Source organism: Streptomyces sp. NPDC102451 (assembly GCF_044765485.1).
Taxonomy (GTDB): domain Bacteria; phylum Actinomycetota; class Actinomycetes; order Streptomycetales; family Streptomycetaceae; genus Streptomyces.
In genome coordinates this window covers 79,660-104,248 of record NZ_JBIWKD010000002.1, presented here as the reverse complement: position 1 = coordinate 104,248, position 24,589 = coordinate 79,660, and the positions used below count along the sequence as shown (strand labels likewise).

At 70.3% G+C, this 24,589-nt stretch carries 19 protein-coding genes and 2 pseudogenes; 11 read left to right on the top strand and 10 right to left on the bottom strand.

Going from position 1 to position 24,589, the window contains the following annotated elements; genetic code table 11:
- Nucleotides 1-28: 28 nt before the first annotated feature.
- Nucleotides 29-3,154: an alpha-mannosidase gene (locus ACIRD8_RS04065; RefSeq protein ID WP_403985742.1), complete on the top strand. Its 3,126-nt coding sequence runs from the start codon at nt 29-31 to the stop codon at nt 3,152-3,154.
- Between the two features lie 316 nt (nt 3,155-3,470).
- Nucleotides 3,471-4,049, top strand: a complete 579-nt coding sequence (locus ACIRD8_RS04060) for a hypothetical protein (protein ID WP_403985741.1) — start codon at nt 3,471-3,473, stop codon at nt 4,047-4,049.
- 50 nt (nt 4,050-4,099) lie between these two features.
- Here ACIRD8_RS04060 and ACIRD8_RS04055 read toward each other — a convergent pair whose 3' ends face one another.
- Both ACIRD8_RS04055 and ACIRD8_RS04050 read right to left on the bottom strand, forming a co-directional pair.
- Nucleotides 4,100-4,843: a class I SAM-dependent methyltransferase gene (locus ACIRD8_RS04055; protein ID WP_403985739.1), complete on the bottom strand. Its 744-nt coding sequence runs from the start codon at nt 4,841-4,843 to the stop codon at nt 4,100-4,102.
- 154 nt (nt 4,844-4,997) lie between these two features.
- The gene (locus tag ACIRD8_RS04050; protein WP_403985737.1) at nt 4,998-5,582 is read right to left on the bottom strand and encodes a PadR family transcriptional regulator; all 585 of its coding nucleotides are present in this window, start codon (nt 5,580-5,582) and stop codon (nt 4,998-5,000) included.
- Nucleotides 5,583-5,689: 107 nt separating this feature from the next.
- On the opposite strand from ACIRD8_RS04050, the gene ACIRD8_RS04045 reads away from it, so the two are divergent.
- The 5 genes and pseudogenes from ACIRD8_RS04045 to ACIRD8_RS04025 all read left to right on the top strand — a co-directional run bounded on the left by ACIRD8_RS04045 (nt 5,690) and on the right by ACIRD8_RS04025 (nt 11,401).
- The gene (locus tag ACIRD8_RS04045; RefSeq protein ID WP_403985736.1) at nt 5,690-6,823 is read left to right on the top strand and encodes a Rieske 2Fe-2S domain-containing protein; all 1,134 of its coding nucleotides are present in this window, start codon (nt 5,690-5,692) and stop codon (nt 6,821-6,823) included.
- 1 nt (nt 6,824) lies between these two features.
- Complete coding sequence (locus tag ACIRD8_RS04040) at nt 6,825-7,829, top strand: PDR/VanB family oxidoreductase (RefSeq protein WP_403985734.1); 1,005 nt, start codon at nt 6,825-6,827, stop codon at nt 7,827-7,829.
- Between the two features lie 81 nt (nt 7,830-7,910).
- Entirely contained in the window at nt 7,911-9,212 is a 1,302-nt protein-coding gene (locus ACIRD8_RS04035) for an MFS transporter (protein WP_403985732.1), read from the top strand.
- A 191-nt stretch (nt 9,213-9,403) separates the two neighbouring features.
- Nucleotides 9,404-9,619, top strand: a complete 216-nt coding sequence (locus ACIRD8_RS04030) for a DUF6243 family protein (RefSeq protein WP_403985730.1) — start codon at nt 9,404-9,406, stop codon at nt 9,617-9,619.
- A gap of 137 nt (nt 9,620-9,756) precedes the next feature.
- Nucleotides 9,757-11,401, top strand: a pseudogene (locus ACIRD8_RS04025) (IS1182 family transposase).
- A gap of 203 nt (nt 11,402-11,604) precedes the next feature.
- Here the strand turns inward: ACIRD8_RS04025 and ACIRD8_RS04020 are convergent.
- A pseudogene (locus ACIRD8_RS04020) lies at nt 11,605-12,558 on the bottom strand (helix-turn-helix transcriptional regulator).
- Between the two features lie 181 nt (nt 12,559-12,739).
- Entirely contained in the window at nt 12,740-13,327 is a 588-nt protein-coding gene (locus tag ACIRD8_RS04015; protein ID WP_403985728.1) for an SMI1/KNR4 family protein, read from the bottom strand.
- 477 nt (nt 13,328-13,804) lie between these two features.
- On the opposite strand from ACIRD8_RS04015, the gene ACIRD8_RS04010 reads away from it, so the two are divergent.
- A complete protein-coding gene (locus ACIRD8_RS04010; RefSeq protein ID WP_403985726.1) occupies nt 13,805-14,578 on the top strand; it encodes a BTAD domain-containing putative transcriptional regulator in 774 nt (257 codons plus the stop codon).
- Between the two features lie 138 nt (nt 14,579-14,716).
- Here ACIRD8_RS04010 and ACIRD8_RS04005 read toward each other — a convergent pair whose 3' ends face one another.
- Together ACIRD8_RS04005 and ACIRD8_RS04000 are read right to left on the bottom strand one after the other, a co-directional pair.
- A complete protein-coding gene (locus ACIRD8_RS04005) occupies nt 14,717-17,491 on the bottom strand; it encodes an ATP-binding protein (protein WP_403985724.1) in 2,775 nt (924 codons plus the stop codon).
- 51 nt (nt 17,492-17,542) lie between these two features.
- Nucleotides 17,543-19,147, bottom strand: coding sequence for an MFS transporter (locus ACIRD8_RS04000; protein WP_403985723.1), 1,605 nt, complete (start codon nt 19,145-19,147; stop codon nt 17,543-17,545).
- Nucleotides 19,148-19,255: 108 nt separating this feature from the next.
- Between ACIRD8_RS04000 and ACIRD8_RS03995 the strand changes: the two genes are divergently transcribed.
- The 3 genes from ACIRD8_RS03995 to ACIRD8_RS03985 all read left to right on the top strand — a co-directional run bounded on the left by ACIRD8_RS03995 (nt 19,256) and on the right by ACIRD8_RS03985 (nt 21,569).
- A complete protein-coding gene (locus tag ACIRD8_RS03995; RefSeq protein ID WP_403985722.1) occupies nt 19,256-19,852 on the top strand; it encodes a TetR/AcrR family transcriptional regulator in 597 nt (198 codons plus the stop codon).
- Between the two features lie 119 nt (nt 19,853-19,971).
- The gene (locus tag ACIRD8_RS03990) at nt 19,972-20,520 is read left to right on the top strand and encodes a hypothetical protein (protein WP_403985720.1); all 549 of its coding nucleotides are present in this window, start codon (nt 19,972-19,974) and stop codon (nt 20,518-20,520) included.
- 11 nt (nt 20,521-20,531) lie between these two features.
- Complete coding sequence (locus ACIRD8_RS03985) at nt 20,532-21,569, top strand: aldo/keto reductase (protein ID WP_403985718.1); 1,038 nt, start codon at nt 20,532-20,534, stop codon at nt 21,567-21,569.
- An 85-nt stretch (nt 21,570-21,654) separates the two neighbouring features.
- Here ACIRD8_RS03985 and ACIRD8_RS03980 read toward each other — a convergent pair whose 3' ends face one another.
- From ACIRD8_RS03980 to ACIRD8_RS03965, 4 genes are all read right to left on the bottom strand, one after another.
- Nucleotides 21,655-21,960, bottom strand: a complete 306-nt coding sequence (locus ACIRD8_RS03980) for a ferredoxin (RefSeq protein WP_403985716.1) — start codon at nt 21,958-21,960, stop codon at nt 21,655-21,657.
- The gene (locus ACIRD8_RS03975; RefSeq protein ID WP_403987231.1) at nt 21,957-23,159 is read right to left on the bottom strand and encodes a cytochrome P450; all 1,203 of its coding nucleotides are present in this window, start codon (nt 23,157-23,159) and stop codon (nt 21,957-21,959) included. Before ACIRD8_RS03975 ends, ACIRD8_RS03980 begins: the two co-directional genes overlap by 4 nt.
- Before the next feature lie 66 nt (nt 23,160-23,225).
- Nucleotides 23,226-24,359, bottom strand: coding sequence for an acyltransferase family protein (locus ACIRD8_RS03970; protein ID WP_403985714.1), 1,134 nt, complete (start codon nt 24,357-24,359; stop codon nt 23,226-23,228).
- 18 nt (nt 24,360-24,377) lie between these two features.
- The gene (locus ACIRD8_RS03965) at nt 24,378-24,584 is read right to left on the bottom strand and encodes a ferredoxin (RefSeq protein ID WP_403985713.1); all 207 of its coding nucleotides are present in this window, start codon (nt 24,582-24,584) and stop codon (nt 24,378-24,380) included.
- Between the last annotated feature and the right edge of the window lie 5 nt (nt 24,585-24,589).

Genomic DNA, 24,589 nt, shown 5'->3' with positions numbered 1-24,589 from the left:
GCACCACACACGAGTGGAGACCTCTCCCATGCCCCGCCCCGAACTTGCCCGTCCCTCCTGGTGGGACTCGAACATGGCCCGAGACATCCTGCGCGAGCGCGCGGTGTCCGCCGAGGGTGACCTCGGCGGACACCGGGTCAGGTTCTCCTGCGAACCGCTCCTGCGCCACGACGGTGCGGGAGGCCTGCTCCAGTCCGTCCGTGTATCGGCGGACCGGCCGCTCACCCGCGCCCGCGTGACCACCGTCACCGGGAGTGTCCTGCGCTGCGACGTGCTTCCGGGGCCGGGCGGGGACACCCGGCTGCTGGTTCCGGAGGTGGACGCGCCCACGCCGGTCCTCGTCGAGCTGCCCGAGCTCGCCGGCACGGGGAGCGTCGAGGTACTGCTGACCCCGCAGCGCCACTGGACGCTGCACCTGGTCCAGCACGCCCACCTGGACATCGGCTACACCGACCCGCAGGGCACCGTGCTCGCCGAGGGACGCAAGTACCTCGACTCCCTGCTCGAACTGTGCCGCACCACCGACGACTGGCCCGACGAGTCGAAGTTCCGCTGGGCGGTCGAGGGTTACTTCAGTTTCGAGAACTGGGCGCAGAACCGGCCGCCACGGATGGTCGCGGAATTCCTGGACCGGGTGCGCGAAGGGCGCATCGAACTGGCCGCGATGCCCTTCAACCTCCACACCGAGACCTGCTCCACCGACGAACTGCACGAACTGCTGCGCCCGATACGTGAGTTGCGCGAGCGGCACGGCATCGACGTCACCACTGCCATGCAGACGGACGTGCCGGGCCAGGTCGTGGGGCTCCCCGACGTCCTCGCCGACAGCGGGATCCGCTATCTGTCGGTCGCCCACAACTGGGCGGGCCGCGCGGTGCCGCACCACGTCGGCGGCCAGGACCTGCCGCGCCTGTTCCGCTGGCGGGCGCCGAGCGGGAGCGAGGTGCTGGTGTGGCGTACCGACACGCCCCACGGCCTCGCCTACATGGAGGGCTCGATCATCGGCTTCGACGAGTCCTTCGACCGCGTCGACGACCTGCTGCCGAACTACCTCTCGGCGATGACGAACCACCAGTACCCGCACGAGGGCCGGGGCATCCCGGGATTCCCCGTACTGGACGAGGAGTTCAAGGGCGACCCGTACCCGTGGGACATCCTGCACCTGCGGGTCCTGGGCAAGTTCGCGGACAACGGACCGCCGCGCCGCATCATCGCGGACACCGTGCGCCGGTGGAACGAGGAGTGGGCCTTCCCTGTCCTGCGCACCTCGCGCAACGAGGACTTCTTCATCGACGCCGAGGAGCGGCTCGGCGACCGGATCGAGACGTACGAGGGCGACTGGACGGACTGGTGGGTCGACGGCGTCGGCGCGGGAGCCGTGCCGCTGGCCGCCACCCGCGACGGGCAGGCGGCGCTGGCCGACGCCCAGACTCTCGCGGGACACGCGGAGATCCTGGGGGCAGCGGACGGGGCCGGCATCACGAGGGCGGCACCCGAGGTGTACCGCGCCGCCTCCCTGTTCAACGAGCACACCTGGGGTGCCGGCGACCCCTGGACGCACGGCGACCACGGTCATGCCTCGGGCGAACGGCAGTGGCACTGGAAGTACGCCCAGGCCCTGCGCGCCCATGACGGGGCGCACACCCTGCTGGACGCCGCGAGTGCGACGCTGGGAGAACGCCTGGCCCCGCGCGAGGGGACACTCGCCGGCTACTACGTCGTCAACACGTGCAGCTGGGAGCGTTCCGAGACGGTCCGGCTCTTCCTCCCCGAGAGCACCGTGCCCCTCGCCGACGCGGTACGGGTCATCGACTCCCGCGACGGCACACCGCTGGAGGCGACGGAGGAGGAGCAGAGCAACGAACTCCACCGGGCGGCCGGCCGTTTCCTGTTGTTCCGGCTGGCCGGCGTACCGGCCCACGGGGCGGTACGGGTGGACATCGAGCCTGCTTCCGCCCCGGCGGCCGGACTGCCGGCGGAAGGCGGCGGTCCGGCCGACGACTCCACGGTCCTGGAGAACGAGTTCCTTCGCGTCCACGTCGACCTGGCATCCGCGTGCATCGACTCGATCCGGGACAAGCGGACGGGGAGCGAACTGGTCCGCCAGGACGCCACCGTGGGCTTCAACGGGTACCTGTACGACGAGTACGCCACGGCCGGCGGGTTCAACCACCAGTCGAGCAAGACCACGGCCGACGACTCGATGCACCTGCTGGCCACCCGGAGGACGGCTCCCCCGGCGGCTCTGGTGGAACGCACCTCCGACGCGACCGGCGAGACGCTGGTCTACGAATGCGCCCCGGCCGGCACCCGACGGCTGCGGGTCAAGGTCCATCTGCCGCGCGCGAGTGCGCGGATCGACCTGGAGAACCGGATCGACAAGGCCGCGACCCTGACGAAGGAGAGCGCGTTCTTCGCCTTCCCCTTCGCGATGCGGTCCCCGGTCGTCCGGATGGAGGCAACCGGCGGAGTCACCGGGACGGGCCTGCCCACGGTGCCCGGTTCGGCCCGGCACATGCGGGCGGTACGCCGCTGGGTCAGCCTCCAGGAGGGTGCCACGAGCGCGGCGCTGGCCACCCAGGACGCACCGCTGATCCAGGTGGGCGGGGTCGCCATCCCGTATGTGCCGTATCCGCAGTCACTGGCGCAGGAGGAGCCGGGGACGGTGTTCTCGTGGGTCCACAACAACATCTGGGACACCAACTTCCCCTCGGAGCAGGCATTCGACCATGTCTTCCGCTACAGCGTCGGGTGGCAGGACGCACCGGCCCCCGTCGGTGCGGTGCTGGGCATGCGCACGGCTGCCGTCGGCAGCCGGCCCCTGGTGGCGGTACGAGCGAACCGGGCGGCCGAACCGGTCCCCAGCACCTCCTACGCACTCCTGGCCCTCGACGACCCGCGGGTGAGGATCGTCGGTCTGACCGTGCCGGAACCGGGGCGCGTCCTCGTACGGCTGCAATCCTTCGCCGAAGAGAGCGTCACCTGCCGGCTCACTCCGGGCTTCCCCACCACGGGAGCCAAGCTTGCCGACTACCTCGGTGCTGTGGGCGCCCCACTGTGCGCCGGTGCGGACAGCTCACTGCCGGTACCGGTGCCCCGGCTCGGCACCGCGGCGGTGTCGCTGACGACGGGAGGCATGCCGGATCCGGTTTGACGGACCGCGCCGACGGAGGCGGGGGCACGACCGTACGATCGCGCCGGCCTTTCGGAGTCACCGGGGACAAGCCTGCGCGGGTAGTAGCGTATTGATCATGTCCACGCCTCCGCCCTCCCCTCCGCCGTCGCCTCCGCAGCAGCCCTTTCCACACTCATGGCCGCCCTATGGGCCGCAGCCGGGCACACACGCTGCGGGCCGAGCGCCGTACCCAGGGATGCCGGGAGTCTGGGCACCACCCCGGCCTGCGCGGCGGAGGAGGCGGGCCGGACTCATCTCGGGCATCGTCGCCGGATCCCTGATAGCCCTCGGAACCGTGGGATACGGGCTGGTCCAGTACCTCGGCCCGATCAAGCTTCCGGACGGGAACTGGCCGCAGGCAACCCATCAGCTCACCGCACCCGCCACCGTCCTGGAAGGTTCCTACCGTCTCACCGAGGACTCGTCGGGCACGAGCGGAGAACATTTCCGTAAGGGCATCGACGACTACCGCGTCCGCGACGACGGCATGACGTTGGCTTCCTACGCCGGCGAGGACGGCGAGGAGGCGCTGCACATCACCGGACTGTTCGGAACGATCCGGGAGTCTGATTCGGTGCGTGCCGAGATCCTCACGGCACTGGAGGAACCATCGGAAGGAGACACCTTCTACCTTGCGCCGGTCGACTTCCATCCGGCCGGACGTGATGTGACCGTGCGGTGCGCGGTCCGTGACATGGAGCAGAACAGGCCGGTCACCCAGGTCGGCTGTGCGTGGGCAGACCCGAATACCACCGCCGTGGCACTGTTCACCAGCACCGCACTCGACCGCCTGAGCCCCGAGCAGGTCGACCTCGCCCCGTACGCCGATCTCACCGCCCGGCTGCGCCAGGACGTCCGTCAGCCTCTCGGCTGAACGGGCAGGCCCACCCCGGCGGCCACTTCACGTTCCCCGAAAGGGGCACTTCAGCTCGTCGTCCCACCGGCCGGAGCGTCGTCCTCACCGCCCGGGAGCCGGTAGACCGAGACATGGGATTCCGAGTCGGCGGTGAACCGGCCGCCCCGCCAGTCCGCGTGCCTGGATTCGAGTGCGAAACCGGCGAGTTGTGCCATGAGGTCGAGTTCCGAGGGCCAGATGTAGCGGTGCGGGCTCTGGAACAGGCCCGCAGTCCGTTTGCCCTCCTCGAAGTCGAAGTGGTGCGAGACGACGTGCTGGGTGAGCACGTCATAGGTGTCCAAGCTGATGTGACCGGGCTCGGACCGGCAGACCACGGCCTTCCTGTCCGGCGGAAGCTTGTGCACGTCGGGCACCCACAGTTCGATCACGAACCGGCCGCCGGGTGCGAGGTGGTGGGCCGCGTTGCGGAAGCACTCGACCTGCTCGGACTGGGTCTGCAGCACGGAGATCGCGTTGAAGACCAGGTAGACGAGCTGGAAGCAGCCCGCGCCAGGAGCGGTTGCGGTGGCCATGTCGCCCAGGACGACGGGGATCGCCTGCTCGTCGGCCTTCGTGCGCAACTGCTCGACCATGGGCCTGCTCAGCTCGATGCCGGTGACCGCGACGTCTTTGGCGGCGAGCGGGACGGCTACGCGGCCCGTACCGATGGCAAACTCCAACACCCTTCCGCCGTCGACGAGTTCAGCGAGTGTGTCCACTCCTGTCTCATGCCGCACATGGTCCAGGAGGGGCGGGACGGGTGTCGACACCATTTCGCCCGTGGGTCGCACGGCCTCGCGGTGCGTGAACCAGCTGGGGGGTCCTCGCGGGCGCCGGGCAAATGCCGCCACGTCACGGCCCATCTGACACCCATTCAGGATGAGTTGTCGGAATGCACGGTCAAAGGCAGCTCGGCGAGTCCGGGAGTCAGGACTCGTGCAGCTCGTCGACCAGCGCGAAACCGTCCGCTATCCAGGCCAGTTCGGTGCGGGCGCGGGCGATGAGCCCGTCGTAGGCGTACACCTTGTAGCGGACCGCAAGCTCGGCCTCCCGCTCGGTCAGCTTGAGCAGGCGGGCGGCCAGCGTGGGGTGGGTGCGGTCGACGAGCGCGGCCCGGGTGCCTTCGAGCATGCTCAGCTGCTCCTCCCAGTAGGCCCGTTGCTGCGTGAGTTGCTCACGCACCGACGCGGGGTCGGCGAAGTCGAAGTAGGCCGCCTTCAGGAAGGCCGGGTCGCGCTGTCGCTGGGGTGTCAGCGGGGAGCTCATCCACGCCCGGAAGTCGGCGAGGCCGGCGGCGGTGACGTGGTACTCCTTCTTCGTCCCCTTCTTGCCCCAGGGCACCTCGACCGAGGTGAGCAGCCCGTCGCGCTCCATCCGGTTGAGCTCGGGATAGATCTGCGAGTCCGGGGCGTGCCAGACATGGGCCACCGAGCGACTGAAGCTCTTGGAGATGTCGTACCCCGTCATCGGACGACCGGTGAGCAGCGCGGTCAGCGCGTAACGCAGCGACAAGGCGTCCCCCCTTCCGGATTGATCAAGCTCCACACCCTTGCCACTCACTATATCCATAGCTAGTTTGTGACGCGCGCAACACATACCTCTCTCCATAGGGAGTTTCCATGCCTCTCTCCGTCTCTCCCCCGCCGGACACCGCGCCACCGACCACCGCCGCGGCGAAGATCTTCAACTACCCCCGCAACGCCTGGTACGTCGCCGCCTGGGACTACGAGGTCACCGGCCGGAAGCCGCTGGCGCGCACGGTCGGTGGCGTGCCGCTGGCGTTGTGGCGCAACACGGAGGGCCGCGCGGTCGCCCTGGCGGACGCTTGCTGGCACCGGCTCGCGCCGCTGTCGAAGGGCAGGATCCTGGGCGACGAGCTGCAGTGTCCGTACCACGGTCTGCGCTACAACTCGACCGGCCGCTGCACCGGGATGCCCGCGCAGGAGACGATCAACCCCAGCGCGGTGGTCCCCTCCTACCCCCTCGTCGAACGCTACCGGTACGTGTGGGTCTGGCTCGGCGATCCCGACCTGGCCGATCCGGCCGCCGTACCCGACATGCATCAGATGGACGACCCGGCGTGGGCCGGCGACGGGAAGACGATCCACGCCGACTGCAACTACCAGCTCATCCTCGACAACCTCATGGACCTCACCCACGAGGAATTCGTGCACTCCTCGAGCATCGGCCAGGAGGAGCTGTCGGAGGCCGAGTTCGAGGTGACGCACGAGGGCGACACGGTGACCGTCGCTCGTTGGATGCGCGACATCGAAGCCCCTCCGTTCTGGTTGAAGAACATGCGCGACGCGTTCCCGGACTTCTCCGGCAAGGTCGACCGCTGGCAGATCGTCCAGTTCGAGGCGCCAGGCACGATACGCATCGACGTCGGTGTGGCGAAGGCCGGCACCGGTGCGCCCGAGGGCGACCGCAGCCAGGGTGTCAACGGATACGTGATGAACACGATCACTCCCGAGACCGACCGCACCTCTCACTACTTCTGGGCGTTCATGCGCAACTACCGCCTGGGCAGTCAGACCATCACCACCCAGCTGCGCCAAGCGGTGCACGGGGTCTTCGGTGAGGACGAGGACATGCTGTGCGCCCAGCAGCGCGCCATCGACGCCAACCCGGACCACGACTTCTACAGCCTCAACATCGACGCCGGCGGAATGTGGGTACGCCGGATACTCGAGCGCATGCTCGCGGCCGAGGGGCGCCCCTCCTCCGTGCCTGCCGCCGGTCAGGGGGCCTGAAGTGGCGGTGCAGACCAGGCTTCGTCGGCAGCGGGCCAGGGTGGTCGAAGTCTCCGACGCCGCTGTCGGGGTCCGCCGGATCGTCCTGGCCCCCGAGCATCCCGAGCACGCCGCGCCCGGCACGCACATCGACGTCGAGATCGGGGACGGTGCCCGCCCGGTGCGTTCCTACTCCGTCGTGCGCTCCGAGGACGGCGGCCGCAGGCTGACGCTCAGCGTGCAGCTCTCCCCCACCTCGTCGGGTGGCTCGGCGGCGATGCACCGGCTTCAAGGCGGGGACGAGCTGACCGTCACCGGTCCGCTGCAGAACTTCCCGCTCGCGGTCGGGGCCACCCGCTACGTACTCGTCGCCGGAGGCATCGGCGTCACAGCGCTGGTGGCGATGGCCTCCGCACTGCGCAGACGGGGTGCCGACTACACGCTGGTGTTCGCCGGCCGCAGCCGCGCCGTGATGGCGTACCTCGACGAGCTGGTCGCCGAGCACGGCGACCGGCTCAGTGTCCACATCGACGACGAGGGCACCTCGCTGGCGGTCGACGACCTCGTCGCCGGGATCTCCGGGACACCCGCCGCCGCAAGCTCCGAGCTCTACATGTGCGGCCCGATCGGGCTCATGAACGCCCTCTCGCAGAGCTGGGCCGAGCACGACCTGCCGGCAACCAGCCTGCGCTTCGAGACGTTCGGTTCCAGCGGCCGGTACCCGTCCGAGGAGTTCGTGGTGCGTCTCCCCCGGTTCGACCGGGAGATCACCGTCGCACCCGACACCTCGATCCTCGACGCCCTCGACGCGGCCGGTGTCGAAACGCTCTCGGACTGCCGCAAGGGCGAGTGCGGGCTGTGCCTGGCGAAGGTGGTCGGCTCCACCGGCACCGTCGACCACCGCGACGTCTTCCTGAGCGGGCCCCAGAAGGAACGCTCGAACCGACTGTGCCTCTGCGTCTCCCGAGCAGTGGCGGCCGGCAGCGACTCGGACGGCCCGGCCGTCCTCACCCTCGACCTCACCTGACCCGGTGCAGCATCGCGTACGCCCGGATCCCTCACCACCTGGACACCCATGAACATCGCTGCACGCATATCGCAGACACCGATGAGCGGCTACCAATGGCTGATCGTCGCGCTCTGCACCTTCATGAACTGTCTGGACGGCTTCGACGTCATGGCGGTCGCCTTCACCGGGCCGTCGGTCACCGAGGAGTTCTCGCTCAACGGCTCGCAGTTCGGACTGCTGGTCTCGGTCGGCCTCATCGGGATGGCGATCGGCTCGATGCTGCTCGCGCCCTTCGCCGACGTCATCGGCCGACGCCCGCTGATCCTGATCAGTCTCACTCTCTGCACGATCGGCATGTTCGGAGCGGCGCTGGCGCCGTCGGCCACGGTGATGGGCGTCTTCCGCCTCGTCACCGGACTCGGTGTCGGCGGCATCCTTGCCAGCACCAATGTGATCGCCAGCGAGTTCTCCAACGCAAGGAACCGTGGTCTCGCCATCGGCATCTACACCGCCGGGTACGGCCTCGGTGCCACCGCGGCGAGCCTGGTGGCGAAGGCCACCCTGGGCGGCGACTGGCGGATCGTCTTCCACGCCGGCGGCGTCGGGACCTTGCTCGCCCTGGTAGTGATCGCCGTCGTCCTCCCCGAGTCGGTCGCATTCCTCGAACAGCGCCGTCCGAGCGGTGCGCTGGAACGGATCAACCGGACGCTGGCCCGCATGCGGATGGAGGCCGTCACCGATGCCGACCTCGACCACGCGGCCGCTACCCGGGCGGACACCGAGCGGGCCGGCCGGGGATGGATCAAGCAGCTGATGACCCCGACGATCCTGCTCTGGCTCACCTTCATCACGATCATGTTCGGCTTCTACTTCGTCAACAGCTGGACCCCCACGCTCCTGGTCGAGGAGGGCCTCTCGGAGAGCGCGGCGGTGACCGCCGGAATGGCGATCTCGATCGGGGGCACGGTGGGCTCGGTCCTCTACGGTGTCGCCGCCCGGGTGCGTACGCCGAGGGCGGTGCTGATCGGGTTCTCCCTGCTTTCGGCCGCCATGATGATCGTCTTCATCTTGAGCACCTCGGCTCTGTGGCTCGGTTTCGGCATCGGTGTCGTCGTCGGCGCCCTGATCAACGGCTGCATCGCCGGTGCGTACACCGTCGGTCCGCCGCTCTACCCGGCCAACGTCCGCAGCGTCGGCATGGGCTGGGCACTGGGAATGGGGCGCATCGGCGCCATCCTGTCCCCGACCGTCGCCGGCCTGCTCAAGGACACGGGCGCCTCCGCGACACAGCTCTACGTCGGTGCTGCCATGGTGGTCGCTGTCTGCGCACTGGTCCTGGTGGGCCTGCGCCGGTACGACCCCGAATCCCGCCCCGGAGCGAGGGAGGCACTCGCCGTCTGACCTCTGCCCGGTCTCCTCTGTACGGGTTGGTGTGCGGGGCCGACGGAACCGGGTAACGTATTTGTCATGTTCTTCCAGCCGCCGATTTACGAGTGAGAGCGTGACGGGCCCCTGCTGACGTCCTCCGATGTCGCCGTCCGTCCCCCACCGATGAATCCGTAGATCACTTCACATCATTACCGGGAGAACCCGTGACCGTGAGCAAGAACATCAACAACCCTGTGGGCATGGGCGGCGGCAAGCGCAAGAGGTTGTCCCGCACCGAGCGGCAGAACAACGGTCCGCACCGCAACCTCGACCGCAAGGGCGCCGCCGACCAGAAGGCGGAGCTGGTGCGCAAGATGCGCGAGAAGACAGGCTCAGCCGAGGGCGCCGCGCAGGCAGGCGACGACACCGAACAGAGCTGACGCACCGACGTCACGGGGCAGGGCCCGGCACCGCGAGGAGCGATGCTGTTGGTTAATTCGGGCCCTCGCGTGACGTCGGCCTTCAAGACCCGGTTGTGGTCTTGAAGGCCGACGTTGTCGTTTGGGGTGGGTGCGGGATGTCGATGCAGCCGAAGAGGTCGGGGGAGATCCCTGCTGAGACGGGCGGGTGGCGCGAACTGCGTTCCCGAAGGGGAGCCTGGCGATCCGGGTGCGGGACGAACTGGGGCCGTTGTTCAGCGACGAGCAGTTCGCCGGTCTGTTCCCGGTGCGGGGAAAGCCTGCTTGGTCACCGGGGCGACTGGCGATGGTGCTGGTGTTGCAGTTCGTGGAGGGGCTGACCGACCGGCAGGCCGCGGAGGCGGTGAGGGCTCGTATCGACTGGAAGTACGCGTTGAGCCTGGAGCTGACCGATGCCGGCTTCGACTTCTCGGTCCTGTCAGAGTTCCGTGACCGGCTCATCGGTGCGGAGGGGGGCCGGGAGCTTCTGGATGCGGTGCTGGCAGCTGCCCGGCGGCAGGGGCTGGTCACTGCCCGGGGCAGTGCGCGGACCGACTCCACGCATGTGCTGTCCGCGGTGCGTTCGTTGAACCATCTGGAACTCGTCGCGGAAACCCTGCGTGCGGCACTGAACGCCGTGGCCCTGACCGGGCCTGACTGGCTGAGTGAGCACGCCCGGCCGGAGTGGTTCAGACACTACGCCACCCGGGCCGAGGACTCTCGCTTCCCCAAGGAGCGGTCCCGCCGGGACCAGACATATCGGCGGATCGGTGACGACGGCGTGCACCTGCTGCGGATGATCTGGGCCAAGGACGCGCCCCCTGGCTTGCGGGGGCTACGGGAAGTTGAGGTGCTGCGGCAGGTGTGGGTGCAGTACTTCCACCTGGTCGATGGCGAGGTGGCTCGCCGGGGCCCAAAAGACCGGCCACCGGGCGTGATGCGCCTGGTGAGCCCCTATGAGCTTCAGGCCCGCAGCGGTGCCAGCGCGACATCAACTGGGACGGCTACAAGGTCCACGTCACCGAAACGTGCGACGACGCCACTCCCCGCCTCGTCACGAGCATGGTGACCACCGTCGCCAGCGTCGCCGACGACCGGATGGCTGCTGTGGTCCATGCGGAACTCGAACGGCGAGACCTGGTGCCGGGCGAGCACTGGGTGGATGCCGGCTATGCGAGCGCCGGTTCGCTCACCGCCGCCCGGCGTGATCATGAGGTCGATCTGAACGGGCCGCTGAAAGCGGTGACCGTCCCGCACGCCCGGGGCGATGCCTCGTTTGCGCAGGACGCGTTCACCATCGATTGGGACAGCGGGCAGGCAACCTGTCCGAACGGCCACACCACCACGTCATGGCGCACCAACCGCTCCGAGGAGGGCCTGCCCGTGATCCGCGTCCGGTTCTCCCGCACTGCCTGCCGACCCTGCCCCGATCGGGCCAGGTGCATCAACTCGCCCAACGGAATGCAGCGCGAACTCAACCTGCGGCCCCGCGAGGAATTCCATGCTCTCCAGCAGGCCCGTGCCCTCCAGGCCACAGACGGCTGGAAGGCCCGTTACAAGATCCGCGCCGGTGTCGAGGGCACCATCTCTCAGGCGGTACAGGTTTGCGACCTGCGCACATCCCGCTATCGCGGCCTGGACAAGACCAGCCTCCAGCACCAGCTCACCGGCGCCGCCGTCAACCTCATCCGCATCGACGCCTGGCTCACCGACACACCTCGAGCCCGCACCAGCCCTCTGACAGCACTTTGCCCCGCCGCATAGCGGCGGGGCAAAGTGACCAGGCCCGAATTAACCAACAGCATCCGCGAGGAGCGGTCCGGGCCCTGCTGCCGCATCGGAGCTTTGCTGCCGTGCCGGGTGCGGCCGGTCCCGCTCAGCTCTCGGCCGAGCACCTGCGGCAGCCGTGGATTCGGCAGCCCCGTCACCGCCCGTGTCCGTGACGTAGCCGCCAGGCTCCCCCTCGGTCAGCGAGCAGTCCGTCGGCCAGCGGCTGGCGCAGACACACGCGGACGGCGTGCTCGCCCGAGCCGACGATCACCGTGGGGCGCTTCGTAGCGGGTGGCCAGAGTTTGTACCGTCTCGGCGATGCGGTCACGGAGTTCAGCCGGTGCCATGACCTCGACGCCGGCGCCCAGCCGCAGGAGCTCTCCGTGGGCGTGGTCGATCGACTCGATGGGTTCCCGGGCCTCCGTCCATCCGTCACCGGCGGGTGTGACACCGAGGCGGCGGGCGCCCTCCGGAGTGAGCCGTACCAGGGCCGCCCCGGTGTGCAGCCGGGCTCGGAAGTCGACCAGACAGCTGTTCCAGTGCTGGGTCAGGTCGAACCCGTCCTGGATGGCGAACGCTCCTTCCGATGGACGGAGTTCGAGGATCTGTTCGACACAGTAGGCGCGGATCCCGGACGACCCGTCGGCGGCCAGGTACCAACGGCCGGCCTTGAGTACGAGCCCGTACGGCTCCACCCGCCGCTCGATCTCCTCCGGCGCCCGCCAGCGCCGGTACCGCAGTACGACCGCCCGCCGTGCCCACACCGCGGCTGCGACCGCCGGTCAGGTGAGGCGTAAGGTCGGCGACGCCGTACCAGCCGGGGCGTCGAGCAGGAAGCGCTCCTGGATCCGCTCGGCGTGCTCGCGCAGCTCCGCTGGAAGGGCCGCCCGCAGCTTGAGCCGGGCGGTGGCAAGCGCCTCACCGACGCCGAGCTCGGCAGCGGCTCCGGGGAGTGCGGCGAGGAAGTCGGCCTGCCCATCGTCCGCGGTCAGTCCGGTGAGCCGGGTCCGGTAGCCGTCGACCAGCCGGTAGCCGCCCGCGTGGCCGGCGTCACCGTACAGCGGGATACCGGCGGCGCCGAGCGCCTCGACGTCTCGGTAGACGGTCCATACGGAGACCTCCAATTCCTCGGCCAGCTGCCGGGCCGTCATCCGGCCCCGATCCTGAAGCAGTAGAAGCCGGGTGACCAGCCGACTCGCACGACGTCCTCGCGGAACTCCTGGGGATAAGGCTTGGGCACAGCAACATCCTTCCCACCTGCCATACAGGGCAAGCCAGTTCAGATGTCACCCGTTCGTGCGGCAGACCCGGCCGAATCGAGCGGTGATGGCTTCAAGCTGGGCATGAGGAACGTCTGCCGATGCGGACCGCCTCGGCACCGCCGAGAGCAGCGTGCCGAAGCAGGACCGGTGTCCGGGATTCGAGAGCGACGGCGATGTCCTGGAGCATCGATCCCACGGAGTCCCACAACGGAACCCCGAGCCCCCATCGCTCGTGATCCCACAAGAAGATCGCGCCGTGGTGCTCACCGGCTCGGAGTTCGACGATCAGCCCGTCACCGCCAGGGCTCATCGCGATCGGCATGAACTCCGGCAGAATCCGGGGTTGGTCATCCCCGTTCCCATCGGCCGGGGGCTCTTCCTCCTCCGCGACGAGCAGCCAGATCTCCCTTGTCTCCAGGGCTTCCTCGAGCGCCACCGGAGCGAACGGGCCCGGTATCCAGAAGTCGGCGCTCACGCCGGCCAGGGCCCACCATTCCCGCACTTCGGCAGGCAGCGACGGCACCGCCGCCTCCGCCGCGGCCGCGTCGAGGCGTCCCGCATCCGCCGCCGGCCTGACGGGGGCCGTTCGGGCGTGCACCCTCAGCCAGTCCTCGATGCGGCCCCACGACTCCCGCACACCATGTTCCATCGACGTCATGGCCGGCAGTCTTCCAGGCCGCTCCGACACCCCCGCTCCCCGGCCCCGGGCCGCCGGATGCTGCGCGGTGCCGCACCCGTACGCCCCCGGCCCGGCCGGTTCGATGGAGGGCCGGCCGGACGGGCAGCCGCTCCAGCGCCCCGCGGTCCCGTTCGTCCAGTGCCGCCCGCACCCGGGGCTTCAGCCGGCGGAGCAGACGGCTCCGGGCGAAGAAGCATGCACGCTGACATCACGGCCTGGTAGTTCCGCCGGCCCCGGTGGAAACGCGTGCGCACCGGCCGGCGGAGACCCGGCCGGGCACCGGGCGCCGCCGGCGGGATGACCTCGGGAACACGCCGAGGGGGGCCTCTGAGCAGCAGATCAGCGGTTTTCGGCCAAGTCCGCACTACCTACGTACTTTCCCCGATGTACGGACAGTACAGCCGGGCGACAGTGGCATCTGATCACACACCCGTTCCTCAACTGAACGAGGTATCGATGCGCTACGAACTGCTGGGGCCCCTTCGCGTACGTCACGCACAGGAGTGTTTCTCCCTTTCCGCAGCGAAGCGGGAGCTGACTCTGGCCGCCCTGCTGCTCGGTAGCGGACAGGTGGTCACCAAGGAGCAGCTCTTCACCGAGCTGTGGGGCGGCCGTCCTCCGCGGCGGGCGATGGCCGCCGTCCACGTCTACATATCCCAGCTGCGGAAGTTCCTCGCCGAGGCCGGGGCCGGGGAGCAGCAGGTCATCGAGACGAAACCGGCCGGGTACGTGCTGCGCAGGAACGGTGCCGGGTACGACACCGACGACTTCACGGCCGCCGTGCGCGAGGGCCGGGCCCATCAGGAGTCCGGGCGTCATGAGGCGGCCCTGGAGTCCTTCGAGCTGGCGCTGTCCTTCGTGCGCGGTCCGGTGCTGGACGGCCTCGCCGAAGGGCCGATGCTCTCCTCCTTCGCCGCCTGGGTGGAGGAGGAGCGGCTGGAGTGCCTGGAGCTCTCCGTCGAGGCGAGGACCGCGCTGGGGCGGCACCGGGAGGTCATCGGACTGCTGCATTCGCTGACTGAGCAGTACCCCTTGCGGGAGTCCTTCTACCGGCAGCTGATGCTGGTGCTGTACCGGTCGGAGCGCCAGGCGGAGGCCCTCCAGGTCTACCGTTCGGCGCGCCGGGTCCTCAGGTCCGAGCTCGGGCTGGAGCCGCACCGTTCACTGCGGCGGCTGCACCAGGCGATCCTCTCGTCGGACCGGCTGCTGGAGCTGTCCGCAGCCGGCTGAGCCGCAGGTCCGCGCCCGCCGGGGGGCGGCACGTACGGAAGCACTTCGTACGTGCCGCTCCCGGCACACCGGGAAGTCACGGGTGAGACGGCCGGGCGCGCGGGTGATCCGCCGGTCCGCGCCTGCGGATCGCCCGCGTCAGCCCACGTCGGCCAGCAGCCGCACCAGCGCGGCCCTGGTGTTGACGCCGAGCTTGCTGTAGATCCGGGTGAGGTGGGCGTCGACGGTCCGGGGACTGACCAGCAGCCGCCCCGCGATGTCCCGGGTCTTCAGGCCCCGGCCCGCCAGATCCGCCACTTCCCTCTCCCGCAGGGTGAGTTCGTCCAGGACCTCTGCGTCCCGTCCGGCCCGGCCCCGCGCTCCGGCCCTGGCCAGCTCCCCGGCCCGCAGTCCGACGGCCGTCTCACCCAGCAGCGCGTGCGCCTGCTCGTACAGTCGCGTCGCCTCGTCGGGAAGGCAGCGGGCCCGCAGCGCGTGCCCCCTGGCCAGCAGCGCGTGTCCGTGCTGTTCGACGAGGTTGACCGCACTCGCCGCCTCCTCCGCCCTGCTCGCCCACAGCTCCGTGTCACCCCCGGTCATCACCGCTGCCGCGGCGAGGAGTTCGTACACCCGGGCGGCGTACACGGCGGTGGGCTGCGGGATCCGGTGGGCCCCTTCGGGCAGCAGCAGGGACAGCACCGCTTCACCGTCGCCCGCTGCGAGTTCCACTTCGGAGAGGAGCAGCACGGCCGCGGTGGCACGCGGCAGTCCGTTCACCGCGGACGGCTCCCTCGGCCCCTCGGGCGCCGCCCGGCCGAGCGAGGTCCAGGCAGCCGCACTCACGGCCTCCGAAAAGGCCACCAGGTCATGGCGCCCGGCCGTCCGCGCGACCCGCACCGCCTGCTGCGCGTGGTCGAGCCCCTCGGCCGTGCGCCCCGCCTGATGGGCCGTGTAGGCCAGCACGCTGAGCAGGATGGGCAGCAGATGGACCTCACCACGCAGTCTGGCCTCGGCCAGCGCCCTGCTGCCGTGCGCCTGCGCGGGCCCGTACCAGCCCATCGCGGACTCCGCGCAGATCAGGACGGTGAGGTAGGCGGCGCAGCGGCCGGCCGCCGGCTCGTCGGGGTCGAGGGCGTCGAACAGCTCGGCTGCCGCGTCGAGGCGGTCCTCGGCGGTGCCCAGGTCACCGGCGAAGACGGCGGAGAGCGCCTGGAGGGCCCGGATCCCCGCTGCGGTGACCGGGTCGGCGTGCGAGGTGAATCGGGACAGCGCGTCGATGTCCGCACGGTTGGGCAGTGGGCCGGCGAGCATCCGAACGAGCTGTGACTGGCAGCGTAGTGATACCAGTTGGGCCGGCTCCTCGCCGCACGGTCCGTCCATCGCGGCCGCGATCAGCGCCTGCCCCTCGTCGGCGTGACCGAGCGCACCCTGGACGACGGCCAGGTCTCCGGCGGTGCGGGCGCTGTTCGCGCCGGGCGCGATGGCGAGGGCCGCGAGGATCTCACGGGACAGCGTCCTGGCACGTTCGGCGTCACCGTCGGCGGCGACCGCGCGGACGACCTGGAGCCAGAGTTCATGGCCGTGGGGGCGGTCACCGTTACGGCCGTCCGGCGTGCCCGTGGCCTGACCGTGGGCGCGCAGCAGGCCGAGGGCACAGCTCAGCCAGTTCGCCGCCTGCTCCGTGCCCTCGAGGGCGAGTGCGGAGCGCACTGCCGCGAAGAGATCGGCGGCGTCGGCGGCCACGCCCAGGTTCCCGGAGTTCACGATGTGCGGGGCGAGTTCCGTGGGAGCCGCGCCGAGGGTGCGCAGGTGGTGCAGCGCGCGGCGGTGCGCGCCGGTGCGCCAGCAGCTGTCCGACTGCGAGTAGAGGAAACGGCGTACCAGCGGGTGCCGGAACGTCAGCCCGCCGGCCCCGGGATCGGTCCTGACCAGGTCACGCCCGCAGAGGCTGCTCAGCATGCGGCACGCTTCGTCCCTGCTGGTCCCGGCGACGGCGGCGACCGAGTCCACGTCGAAGGTGGCTCCGAGGACGGCTGACGCGTGGGCGGCGAGGTGTTCGGGACGGCTGAGCAGGGCGGACTCGGCGAGAAGTCTGGTCGCCAGTTCGGCGCGGCCCGCCGGAGCGGCGCCCCAACCCTCCCCGGTCACCGCGCCGTTCGGCGGAAGTGCGCCGTTCGCCGCGAGTTCGGTCAGGTACAGCGGGTTGCCCGCGCTCTCCTCGTGCAGTTGCTCCAGACCGGGGGCATCGGCCCGCACACCGAGCAGTTCGGCGCTCTGGCACCGGGTCAGCGCGGGCAGCGCGATCTGTTCCACGCTGCCCAGTTCGACGCCGTGCTGGAACGCGACGCGCAGGGCGACGGGCGCCTGCCTCGGCCGGTGGGCGACCACGACGGCGAGTCCGCCTCCCACGGGCCAGCGCAACAGCATCTCCACGAGCCGCACGGAGCAGTCGTCGGCCCAGTGGAAGTCGTCGAGGAGCAGCAGCAGTCCGTGCGGGGCCTCGGCGACGCAGGCGGTGATGAGCCGCCGTATCTCGGCGAAGTACTGGCACTGACGGGTGAGTCCGCCACCGCCGTCGACCTCGGAGCCCGGGTCGTCGGGTGGCGCGGCGAGGGCCCGGACGAGTCCGGCGGCCTGAGGCAGCGCGGCACCGTCCGCGCTGCGCAGTGAGCCGAGCGCTTCGATGAACGGGCGGAACGGGGCGCTCTGTTCCGCCTCCACGCTCAGTCCGCGCAGTACGAGGACGCCCTCCTCCCGGGCCTCGCGGGCCAGCAGCGTGAGCAGCCTGGTCTTGCCGGCGCCCGGGTCCCCGGTCAGCTCGACTGCAGCGTCCCGGTGCCGGCTCGCCTCCGTGACGAGGCGGGCCAGTCCTGCGAACTCTTCCCGGCGGACGGTGTTGCGGTCGTCGGGTCCGGCACTGACGGTCACGGCCATTTCTGCGCCCCCTTCCGCGTTCTTCGGCATGGCCCGGTCGGGGCACAGGGCTCACGGAGAGCCGCGGTCCGCAGCAGCATAGGAGAGCCCGCGGGAGAGGTTCCTTTCTGTAACAGAAGCTTCACGGTCGGCAAGCCGGCCGGCCCGTGGTCGCGGCGGCCACCCGGTGGCGCCGGTACGCCGGTGGAACCGCGAACGGTCCACCGGCGAGTTCCGGTCCGGCCTCCCGCCCTGCTCCGCGGCTGCCGGGGACGCCTTCTTCGTGCCGGGGCCGAACCAGAAGACGACTGCCGTCAGGATGGCGAGCGCGGTGATCAGCGACGCCCAGACGAAGACCTGGGAGATGGTGTCGGCGGCTCCTGCTCCGTCGGTGAAGGGAATGAGGAGCACGGCGAGTCCGACGGATCCGCCGATGGTGAGCGCGGTCTGCAGGACACCCGCGGTGATACCGGCGTGCTCCGGCGGCGCGGTGGTGAGGATGACCATGTTGAACGGGATGATCGCCACACCGACCCCGAGGCCGATCAGCACGATCTGCGGCAGCACTCCGGCCGCGTAGGAGCTGTCACCGTCCAGCAGGGTCAGCCAGCCGACCCCGGCGAGCACGACGACGAGGCCGCCGATCGCCCGGATCCTGAGGTCGACGGTGGCGATGAACTTCGTGAGTACCTGCGTGGACAGCAGCAGGGCGGCACCGAAGGGCAGGATCGCGAGCCCGCTCTCCAGCGCGTTGAATCCGAGGACGTTCTGGAGGTACTGCACCAGGTAGATCAGGAAGCTGGTGAGGACCGCCGCGAGGAGCAGCAGGTCCACGAAGGCTCCGGCCCGCGTCCGGTCGGCGAAGATCTTGCCCGGCAGCAGGGGCTCGGCGGTGCGCCGGTCGGCCACGAGCAGGACCGCCCACAGGACCACCGATGCGCCCAGCGCACCGAGTGTCGTGCCGTCGCCCCAGCCCTTCTCGGCGGCGTGCACGAGTCCGTAGACGCCGGCGGTGACGGCCAGGGTGACCAGCAGGGCGCTGGGCAGTCCGAGCGAGCGGGCCTGCGTGCTGTCGTCCTTCAGCCCCAGGGTGCGGAGACCGATGAGGATGATGACCAGACCGACCGGGACGTTGACCAGCAGGCTCCATCGCCAGTCCCCGGCCCAGGTCAGGACGCCGCCGAGGACCATGCCCGCGGAGGCTCCGAGCCCGGTCACCGTGGAGTAGAGGCCGAAGGCGCGCTGACGCCGTTCCCCCTCGAAGACGACGGCCAGCAGGGCCAGTCCGGTCGGTCCGGCGATCGCCGCACCCGCCCCCTGGAGCACGCGGCCGACGAGCAGGACCTCCAGGTTGGGGGCGAGCCCGGCGATCAGGGAGGCGACCACCACCAGGGCGATCCCGCCCAGGAAGACCTTCCGGTGGCCGAGTACGTCACCGAGACGTCCGGCGAACAGCAACAGCCCCCCGAAAGCCAGCAGGAAGGCGTTGGGGACCCAGGAGCCGCTGGTGACGGAGACCCCGAGGTCGTCCTGGAGCGTGGGCAGGGCGACGTTCACGATCGTGCCGTCGAGCTGGAGCATGAATTCCGCTCCGACGATCGCCGTCAGGGCGAGAGCCCAGGGCCTGGACGGCGTCTGGGGTGCGGGAACGCCGTCGGAGACGGTGTCGGTGGTCATGGATGTCCCTCCACGTTCAGCGGCCCGAGCTATAGTGAGTTGGCCTCAGGTTAAGTGGGACGCAGTTAACCTGAGGCACCCTCAGGTAGTCAAGTGGAGGCGGTACCCGTGTCAGATGCCCAGCCGTACATCGCCCGGCGGCCCAAGCGGGCCGACGGTGCCCGCAACTACGACGCGATCCTCTCCGCGGCCCGGAAGGCATTCGAGTCCCAGGGCGCGGACGCCTCGCTCGAGGACATCGCCGGACAGGCGGGGGTCGCGATCGGCACGCTGTACCGGCACTTCCCCACCAGGGCTTCGCTGGTCGAGGCCGCCACCAGGGAAGGACTGGCGGAGCTCATCAGCCGGGCCGAGGCCCTGGCCGGCACCAAGGACCCGCTGGCGGCCCTGTCCGAGTGGATGCGGCGGGCGGTACGGCACTTCAGCACGTTCCGGGGCCTGGTCGGCATCCTGACCCGGAGCATGTACGACGAGGGCACCCCCTCGCACGCCGCGTGCAGCGCCATGCACAGCAGCGGGGCACATCTGCTCCGGGCGGCCCAGGACACCGGGCAGGTCCGTGAGGACCTCACCGCCGATGAACTGTTCGACCTGCTGAGCGGGGCCGCCTGGGTGCGGGAGAACGCCCTGGCCGACCGCGACGGCAGTCCCCGTTTCGTCCAGATGATCCTGGAAGGCATCGTGACCCGCCCCGGGACCGGCTGACCGCCGGCAGGGCCCCCGCCGCGGGCGGCCTGTCTTTAGAACCGGTTGAGAGGTCCCTCCTAGCGTGCCCGCAGCGCCCGGCACAGTCCGGCGCATCCCGCGCTCCAGGAGGGCACATCGTGGTGTTGCAAGTTCTGTCCGACCGGCTGTCACCGCTGTCCGACGCGGTCCGCTCGCGGCTGCTGCCGCTGCTCGCGGCGCCACCCCGCACCGTCTCCGACCGGGTCGGCGCGCTCAAGCGGCCGAACCGCTCCCTGGTCCTGCGCGACCTGACGGAGAAGGTGGTGTCCTACACGTCCAACAACCCGGACCCCACCGGCACCTCGCCCACCGAGAAGGACTTCGCCACCGTCGAACTGGAGATATTCGACGCGGAGGGAAGCCGGATCGGACGCACCAAGGGCGCCGGCCGGATGCTCTACCGCAATCCGGGCGACGAGCACTTCATCGCCTACTTCGGTGAGGAGATCACCCTGGACGACGGACACGTGATCCGCGCCGGCGGCCTGGTCGACGACGCCCGCCTCACCGCGGGCGAGTTCGCGTCCTTCCCCGCCGTCGTCGTCGCCGGCCCCCTGCGGGGCGCCATCGGCTACCGGCAGTTCAGGCCCCTGGTCAAGGAATCGCACACGACGTACGAATCCGCCATCGTGCTCTACCGGAAGTGACGGTACCGGCCATGCCCAGCACCCCCGCTGCCACCACCAGGGGCCGGACGGCCGGCCCCGCTCCGGTGCCCACCGCGCCGCTCGGCCCCCTCGAAGCGGGGCGGCAGGGTCTCGGCTGCCTCGGCATGTCGGAGTTCTACGGGCCGGTGGATCCCGCCGAGGCCGTCCGGACCGTCCGGGAGGCGCTCGATCTCGGTGTGACCCTGCTCGACACCGCCGATGTATACGGCCATGGGGCGAACGAGGAACTCGTCGGCCGCGCGGTGAAGGGGCGCAGGGACGAGGCGGTGATCTCCACCAAATTCGGCGTGGTGCGCCCGGGTCCGGGCGTCGGCACCGGCATCCGGGCGGACGCCGCCTACGTCGGGCAGGCCTGCGAGGCTTCGCTGCGGCGGCTCGGAGTGGACCACATCGACCTGTTCACCCTCACCCGGATCAGCTCCGAGGTCCCCGTCGAGGAGACCGCGGGGGCGCTGGGCGAGCTGGTGGCCGCGGGCAGGATCCGTGGATACGGGCTGAGCGAGGCCGCGCCCGCCACCATCAGGAGGGCACACGCCGTGGCCCCGGTGGCGGCCCTGCAGACCGAGTGGTCGCTGTGGTCGCGGGACATCGAACGCGAGACGGTGGGCGTCTGCCGGGAGCTGGGCATCACCGTCGTCCCGTACGCCCCTCTCGGACGCGGCTTCCTGACGGGCCGGATCAGGTCGGCGGAGCAGTTCGGGGAGGCCGACTTCCGGCGGTTCGGCCTGCCCAGGTTCGAACCGGAGAACCTGGCCGCCAACCTGCCGCTGGCCGAGCGACTGACGGAGGTCGCCGAGGGTCTCGGGCTGACGGCGGGCACGGCCGCACTGGCCTGGCTGCACCATCAGGGACCCGACGTCTTCCCCATCCCAGGCACCAGGAGCCCGGCCAGACTGGCGGAGAACGCCGCCGCCGTCCACGTCACCCTGACGCCGCGACAGCTCGACGAGATCGCCGGCGCGGTCCCCGCGGACCGGGTCCACGGTGAGCGCTGGAACGCGCAGAGCATGAGCTATCTGGACCGCTGACCGGTGCACGGACGACGGCCCGGGGTCTTACCCGCCGGAGTGGCGGGTAGGACCCCGGGCCGTCGCGTTCCGGCTCACCCCGGGCTCAGGGGCGGCCGGCCGCCCCCTGCGCGGACGGCGCCGCTCCGGGTGACAGGGAGAGCGCGCGGGACGGACAGAGCTCCACCGCCAGTTCCAGCACCTCGCGTTCCTCCTCGCTCTGCTCCGGTCCGGCCACGACGACCAGGCCGTCCTCCGCGTGGTCGAAGACCCCGGGCGCCGTGACCGCGCAGTGCCCCGCCGCCATGCACCGTGAACGGTCCGCGCTCACCAGGATCGGCCGCCGCTCCGACGGCCCGTCCGGCGCCGGGACCGCCGCCCCGGCTCCCGTCGCCCCCCGCACCCCGCTCACCACTCCACCGGCAGCGCGTGCACGCCCTGCATCGTGCCGCCGCTGCGCGCAGACAACTGGTCCGCCGGGACGGCCAGCCGGAGATCCGGGATGCGGGTGAAGAGCGCGGAGAAGGCGACCTCCAGTTCCATCCGGGCGAGGTTCTGGCCCAGGCACTGATGGATTCCGTAGCCGAACGTGAGGTGCTGGCGCCCGGAGACGGCACCGCCGCGCCCGGTCCTGTGCACGTCGAAGGTGTACGGATCCGGGTAGACCGACGGATCTCGGTTGGTCATCGAGGAGGACACCAGCACGCCCTCTCCCGCCCGGATGACCTGCCCGCCGATCTCGATGTCCTCGGTGGCGACCCGCACGCCGGACACGTCGGTGACCGAGACCATGCGCAGCAACTCGTCGACAGCCGGAGGAAGTATCTCCGACCCATGGGTGAAGGCGGCCTGCTGCTCGGGGTGTTCGAGGAGGGTGACCACACCCAGGGCGATCATCTGCGACGTGGTGTCATGGCCGCCGATGAGCAGGGCCAGCGCGATCCGCAGCAGGTCCTCGCGCGTCAGGTCCCGGCCGTCGATCCGACCCGCCAGCGCACTGATCACCCCGGCTTCTCCGGGGCCCTGTTCCTGCGCGGTGATGAGTTCGTCGAGGTAGTCCCACAGTGCCTGTCCGGCCGCCTCGGCGCCGGCCGCGTCCTTGGCCTGCAGCAGACCCACGGTCTTCTCCTCGAAGAACTCGTGGTCCTCGTAGGGCACTCCGAGGAGGTTCGAGATCACCATGGAGGGGATGGGCAGCGCGAAGTCCGCCACCAGGTCGGCCGGCGGGCCGGTGCTCAGCATGCGGTCGATCAGGTCCGAGGTGAGGGCCTCGACCGCCGGACGCATGTCACGCACATGCTTGAGGCTGAACGCCGGTGCCAGCATGCGCCGGTGGACGTCGTGCACCGGCGGGTCGTACCCGATGAGGGCGAGCGGCTTGAATATGGGTGCCTCGAAGCGGGGAAGCACCACCGGGAAATCGTCCCTGGAACGGTCGGCCGACATTCTGGGATCGGCCAGCAGGGATCTCCCTTGGGCGTGGCCCGTCACCATCCAGATGGATTTTCCGTCCCAGAGGGAGACACGGTGCAGCGGCCCGTCCTCACCGAGTTCCTGGTATTCCGGGGAGGGCTGATAGGGACAGGTTCTGTCCCGTGGGTAGGACAACAGTGCGATCACTTCCTTCTCTCGGACGGAATCCGGGCGGGTGGCGGGGACATTCGTGTGCGGGTGCCGTCACGCGTTCTCCAGCGAGGGTTTCCGTGCGGGGCTTTCCCCGCCGCCGCCCCAGCGGCGCATCGCGGGCTCCTCGACGAGACGCAGGAGCGCCCAGGAGACGAGCGTGGTCAGGGCGAAGAGTGCGGCGAGGATCCCCGTGGCGGAGACGGCGCCCCAGGTGCGTCCGGTGCCCAGCACGGTGTGGGCGTGGGCGAGGACCAGGTAGTGGGCGAGGTACGAGGCGTAGGAGACCGTGCCGAGCCACTGGAGTGCCCTGCTGCGGAACGGGGTGAAACCGCCCCGGACGTCGGCGGTCGCCACCGCGGGTATCAGCAGCGCGATCGGCACCACGATGAGTGCGGTAAGGCTGTAGACACCGGGGAAGCGCGACACCTGGAGCAGGAAGCCGGCCGCCAGCAGCGCGACCGCGGGCAGCGGTCCGAACCGGATCCAGCGTCCGGTCAGCACGATGCGGGCCATGATGACGCCGAGCAGGAAGTCGAGGAGCCTGACCGGCGGGAACGAGACCAGGAACCAGTTCTGGGTCAGGGACATGTCCTGACCGGGGAGCGGTGGGGTGCCGGGCAGCCCCGCGTACGCGATGGCCGGCAGCACCATCACGGTGACGGCGACCCCCGCCGCCCACCACCACAGCCGGCGGACCGGGATCTTCCGGACCAGCGTGTGGAGCAGCGGGAACATCAGGTAGAAGAAGAGGTCGCAGGCGAGGGACCAGGTCACCACGTTGACGGAGACGATCACTTCGAGCGCGGGGTACCAGGTGTGTACGAGCAGCAGGCTCGGCAGGGCCTTGGGCAGGTCCACCGCCCAGCCCGCTCCGAAGGCCAGCAGCACCGCCGCCACCCAGGTCACGATGTGGTTCGGGAAGACCTTCGCCAGGCGGCGGCGCCAGAAGCGCCTCGGGGTGTCGCCTTCGCGCGCCGACCAGGTCAGCACGAAGCCGCTCAGGACGAAGAAGAACTCCACTCCCAGCCAGCCGATCGCGAACGCGTACGGCCGCAGGGCCGATTCGGTGGCGCGGTCGAAGTAACCGAGGACGAACGAGTGGCAGAGGAACACGAGGAAGGCGGCGAAGAACCGCATTCCCGTCAGGGACGGCAGCCGGACGGATCTGCCGGAGGGACTCGACATGGGTGGTGTGCTCCTGGATCAGCCCTGTGAGGGGTCGTCGGTGATGCGGATGACCCCGGCCGGGCACAGGTACGCGGCCTTGCGGGCGCGTTCCTCCTGATCGGGGGCGGGTACGGGGGTGCGGACCACGACCAGGCCCTCGTCGTCCTGGTCGAACACCTCCGAGGTGGTGGCCATGCAGCGACCGCCGCTTATGCAGGACTCCCGGTCGGCGCTGATGTGCACGGCGG

What these genes read in the sequence shown, in the direction of transcription:
- ACIRD8_RS04065 (WP_403985742.1), top strand. Translation starts at nt 29, where the DNA reads ATGCCCCGCCCCGAACTTGCCCGTCCCTCCTGGTGGGACTCGAACATG.
- ACIRD8_RS04055 (WP_403985739.1), bottom strand. Translation starts at nt 4,843, where the DNA reads ATGGTGTCGACACCCGTCCCGCCCCTCCTGGACCATGTGCGGCATGAG.
- ACIRD8_RS04045 (WP_403985736.1), top strand. Translation starts at nt 5,690, where the DNA reads ATGCCTCTCTCCGTCTCTCCCCCGCCGGACACCGCGCCACCGACCACC.
- ACIRD8_RS04035 (WP_403985732.1), top strand. Translation starts at nt 7,911, where the DNA reads ATGAGCGGCTACCAATGGCTGATCGTCGCGCTCTGCACCTTCATGAAC.
- ACIRD8_RS04015 (WP_403985728.1), bottom strand. Translation starts at nt 13,327, where the DNA reads ATGACGTCGATGGAACATGGTGTGCGGGAGTCGTGGGGCCGCATCGAG.
- ACIRD8_RS04010 (WP_403985726.1), top strand. Translation starts at nt 13,805, where the DNA reads ATGCGCTACGAACTGCTGGGGCCCCTTCGCGTACGTCACGCACAGGAG.
- ACIRD8_RS04005 (WP_403985724.1), bottom strand. Translation starts at nt 17,491, where the DNA reads ATGGCCGTGACCGTCAGTGCCGGACCCGACGACCGCAACACCGTCCGC.
- ACIRD8_RS04000 (WP_403985723.1), bottom strand. Translation starts at nt 19,147, where the DNA reads ATGACCACCGACACCGTCTCCGACGGCGTTCCCGCACCCCAGACGCCG.
- ACIRD8_RS03985 (WP_403985718.1), top strand. Translation starts at nt 20,532, where the DNA reads ATGCCCAGCACCCCCGCTGCCACCACCAGGGGCCGGACGGCCGGCCCC.
- ACIRD8_RS03970 (WP_403985714.1), bottom strand. Translation starts at nt 24,359, where the DNA reads ATGTCGAGTCCCTCCGGCAGATCCGTCCGGCTGCCGTCCCTGACGGGA.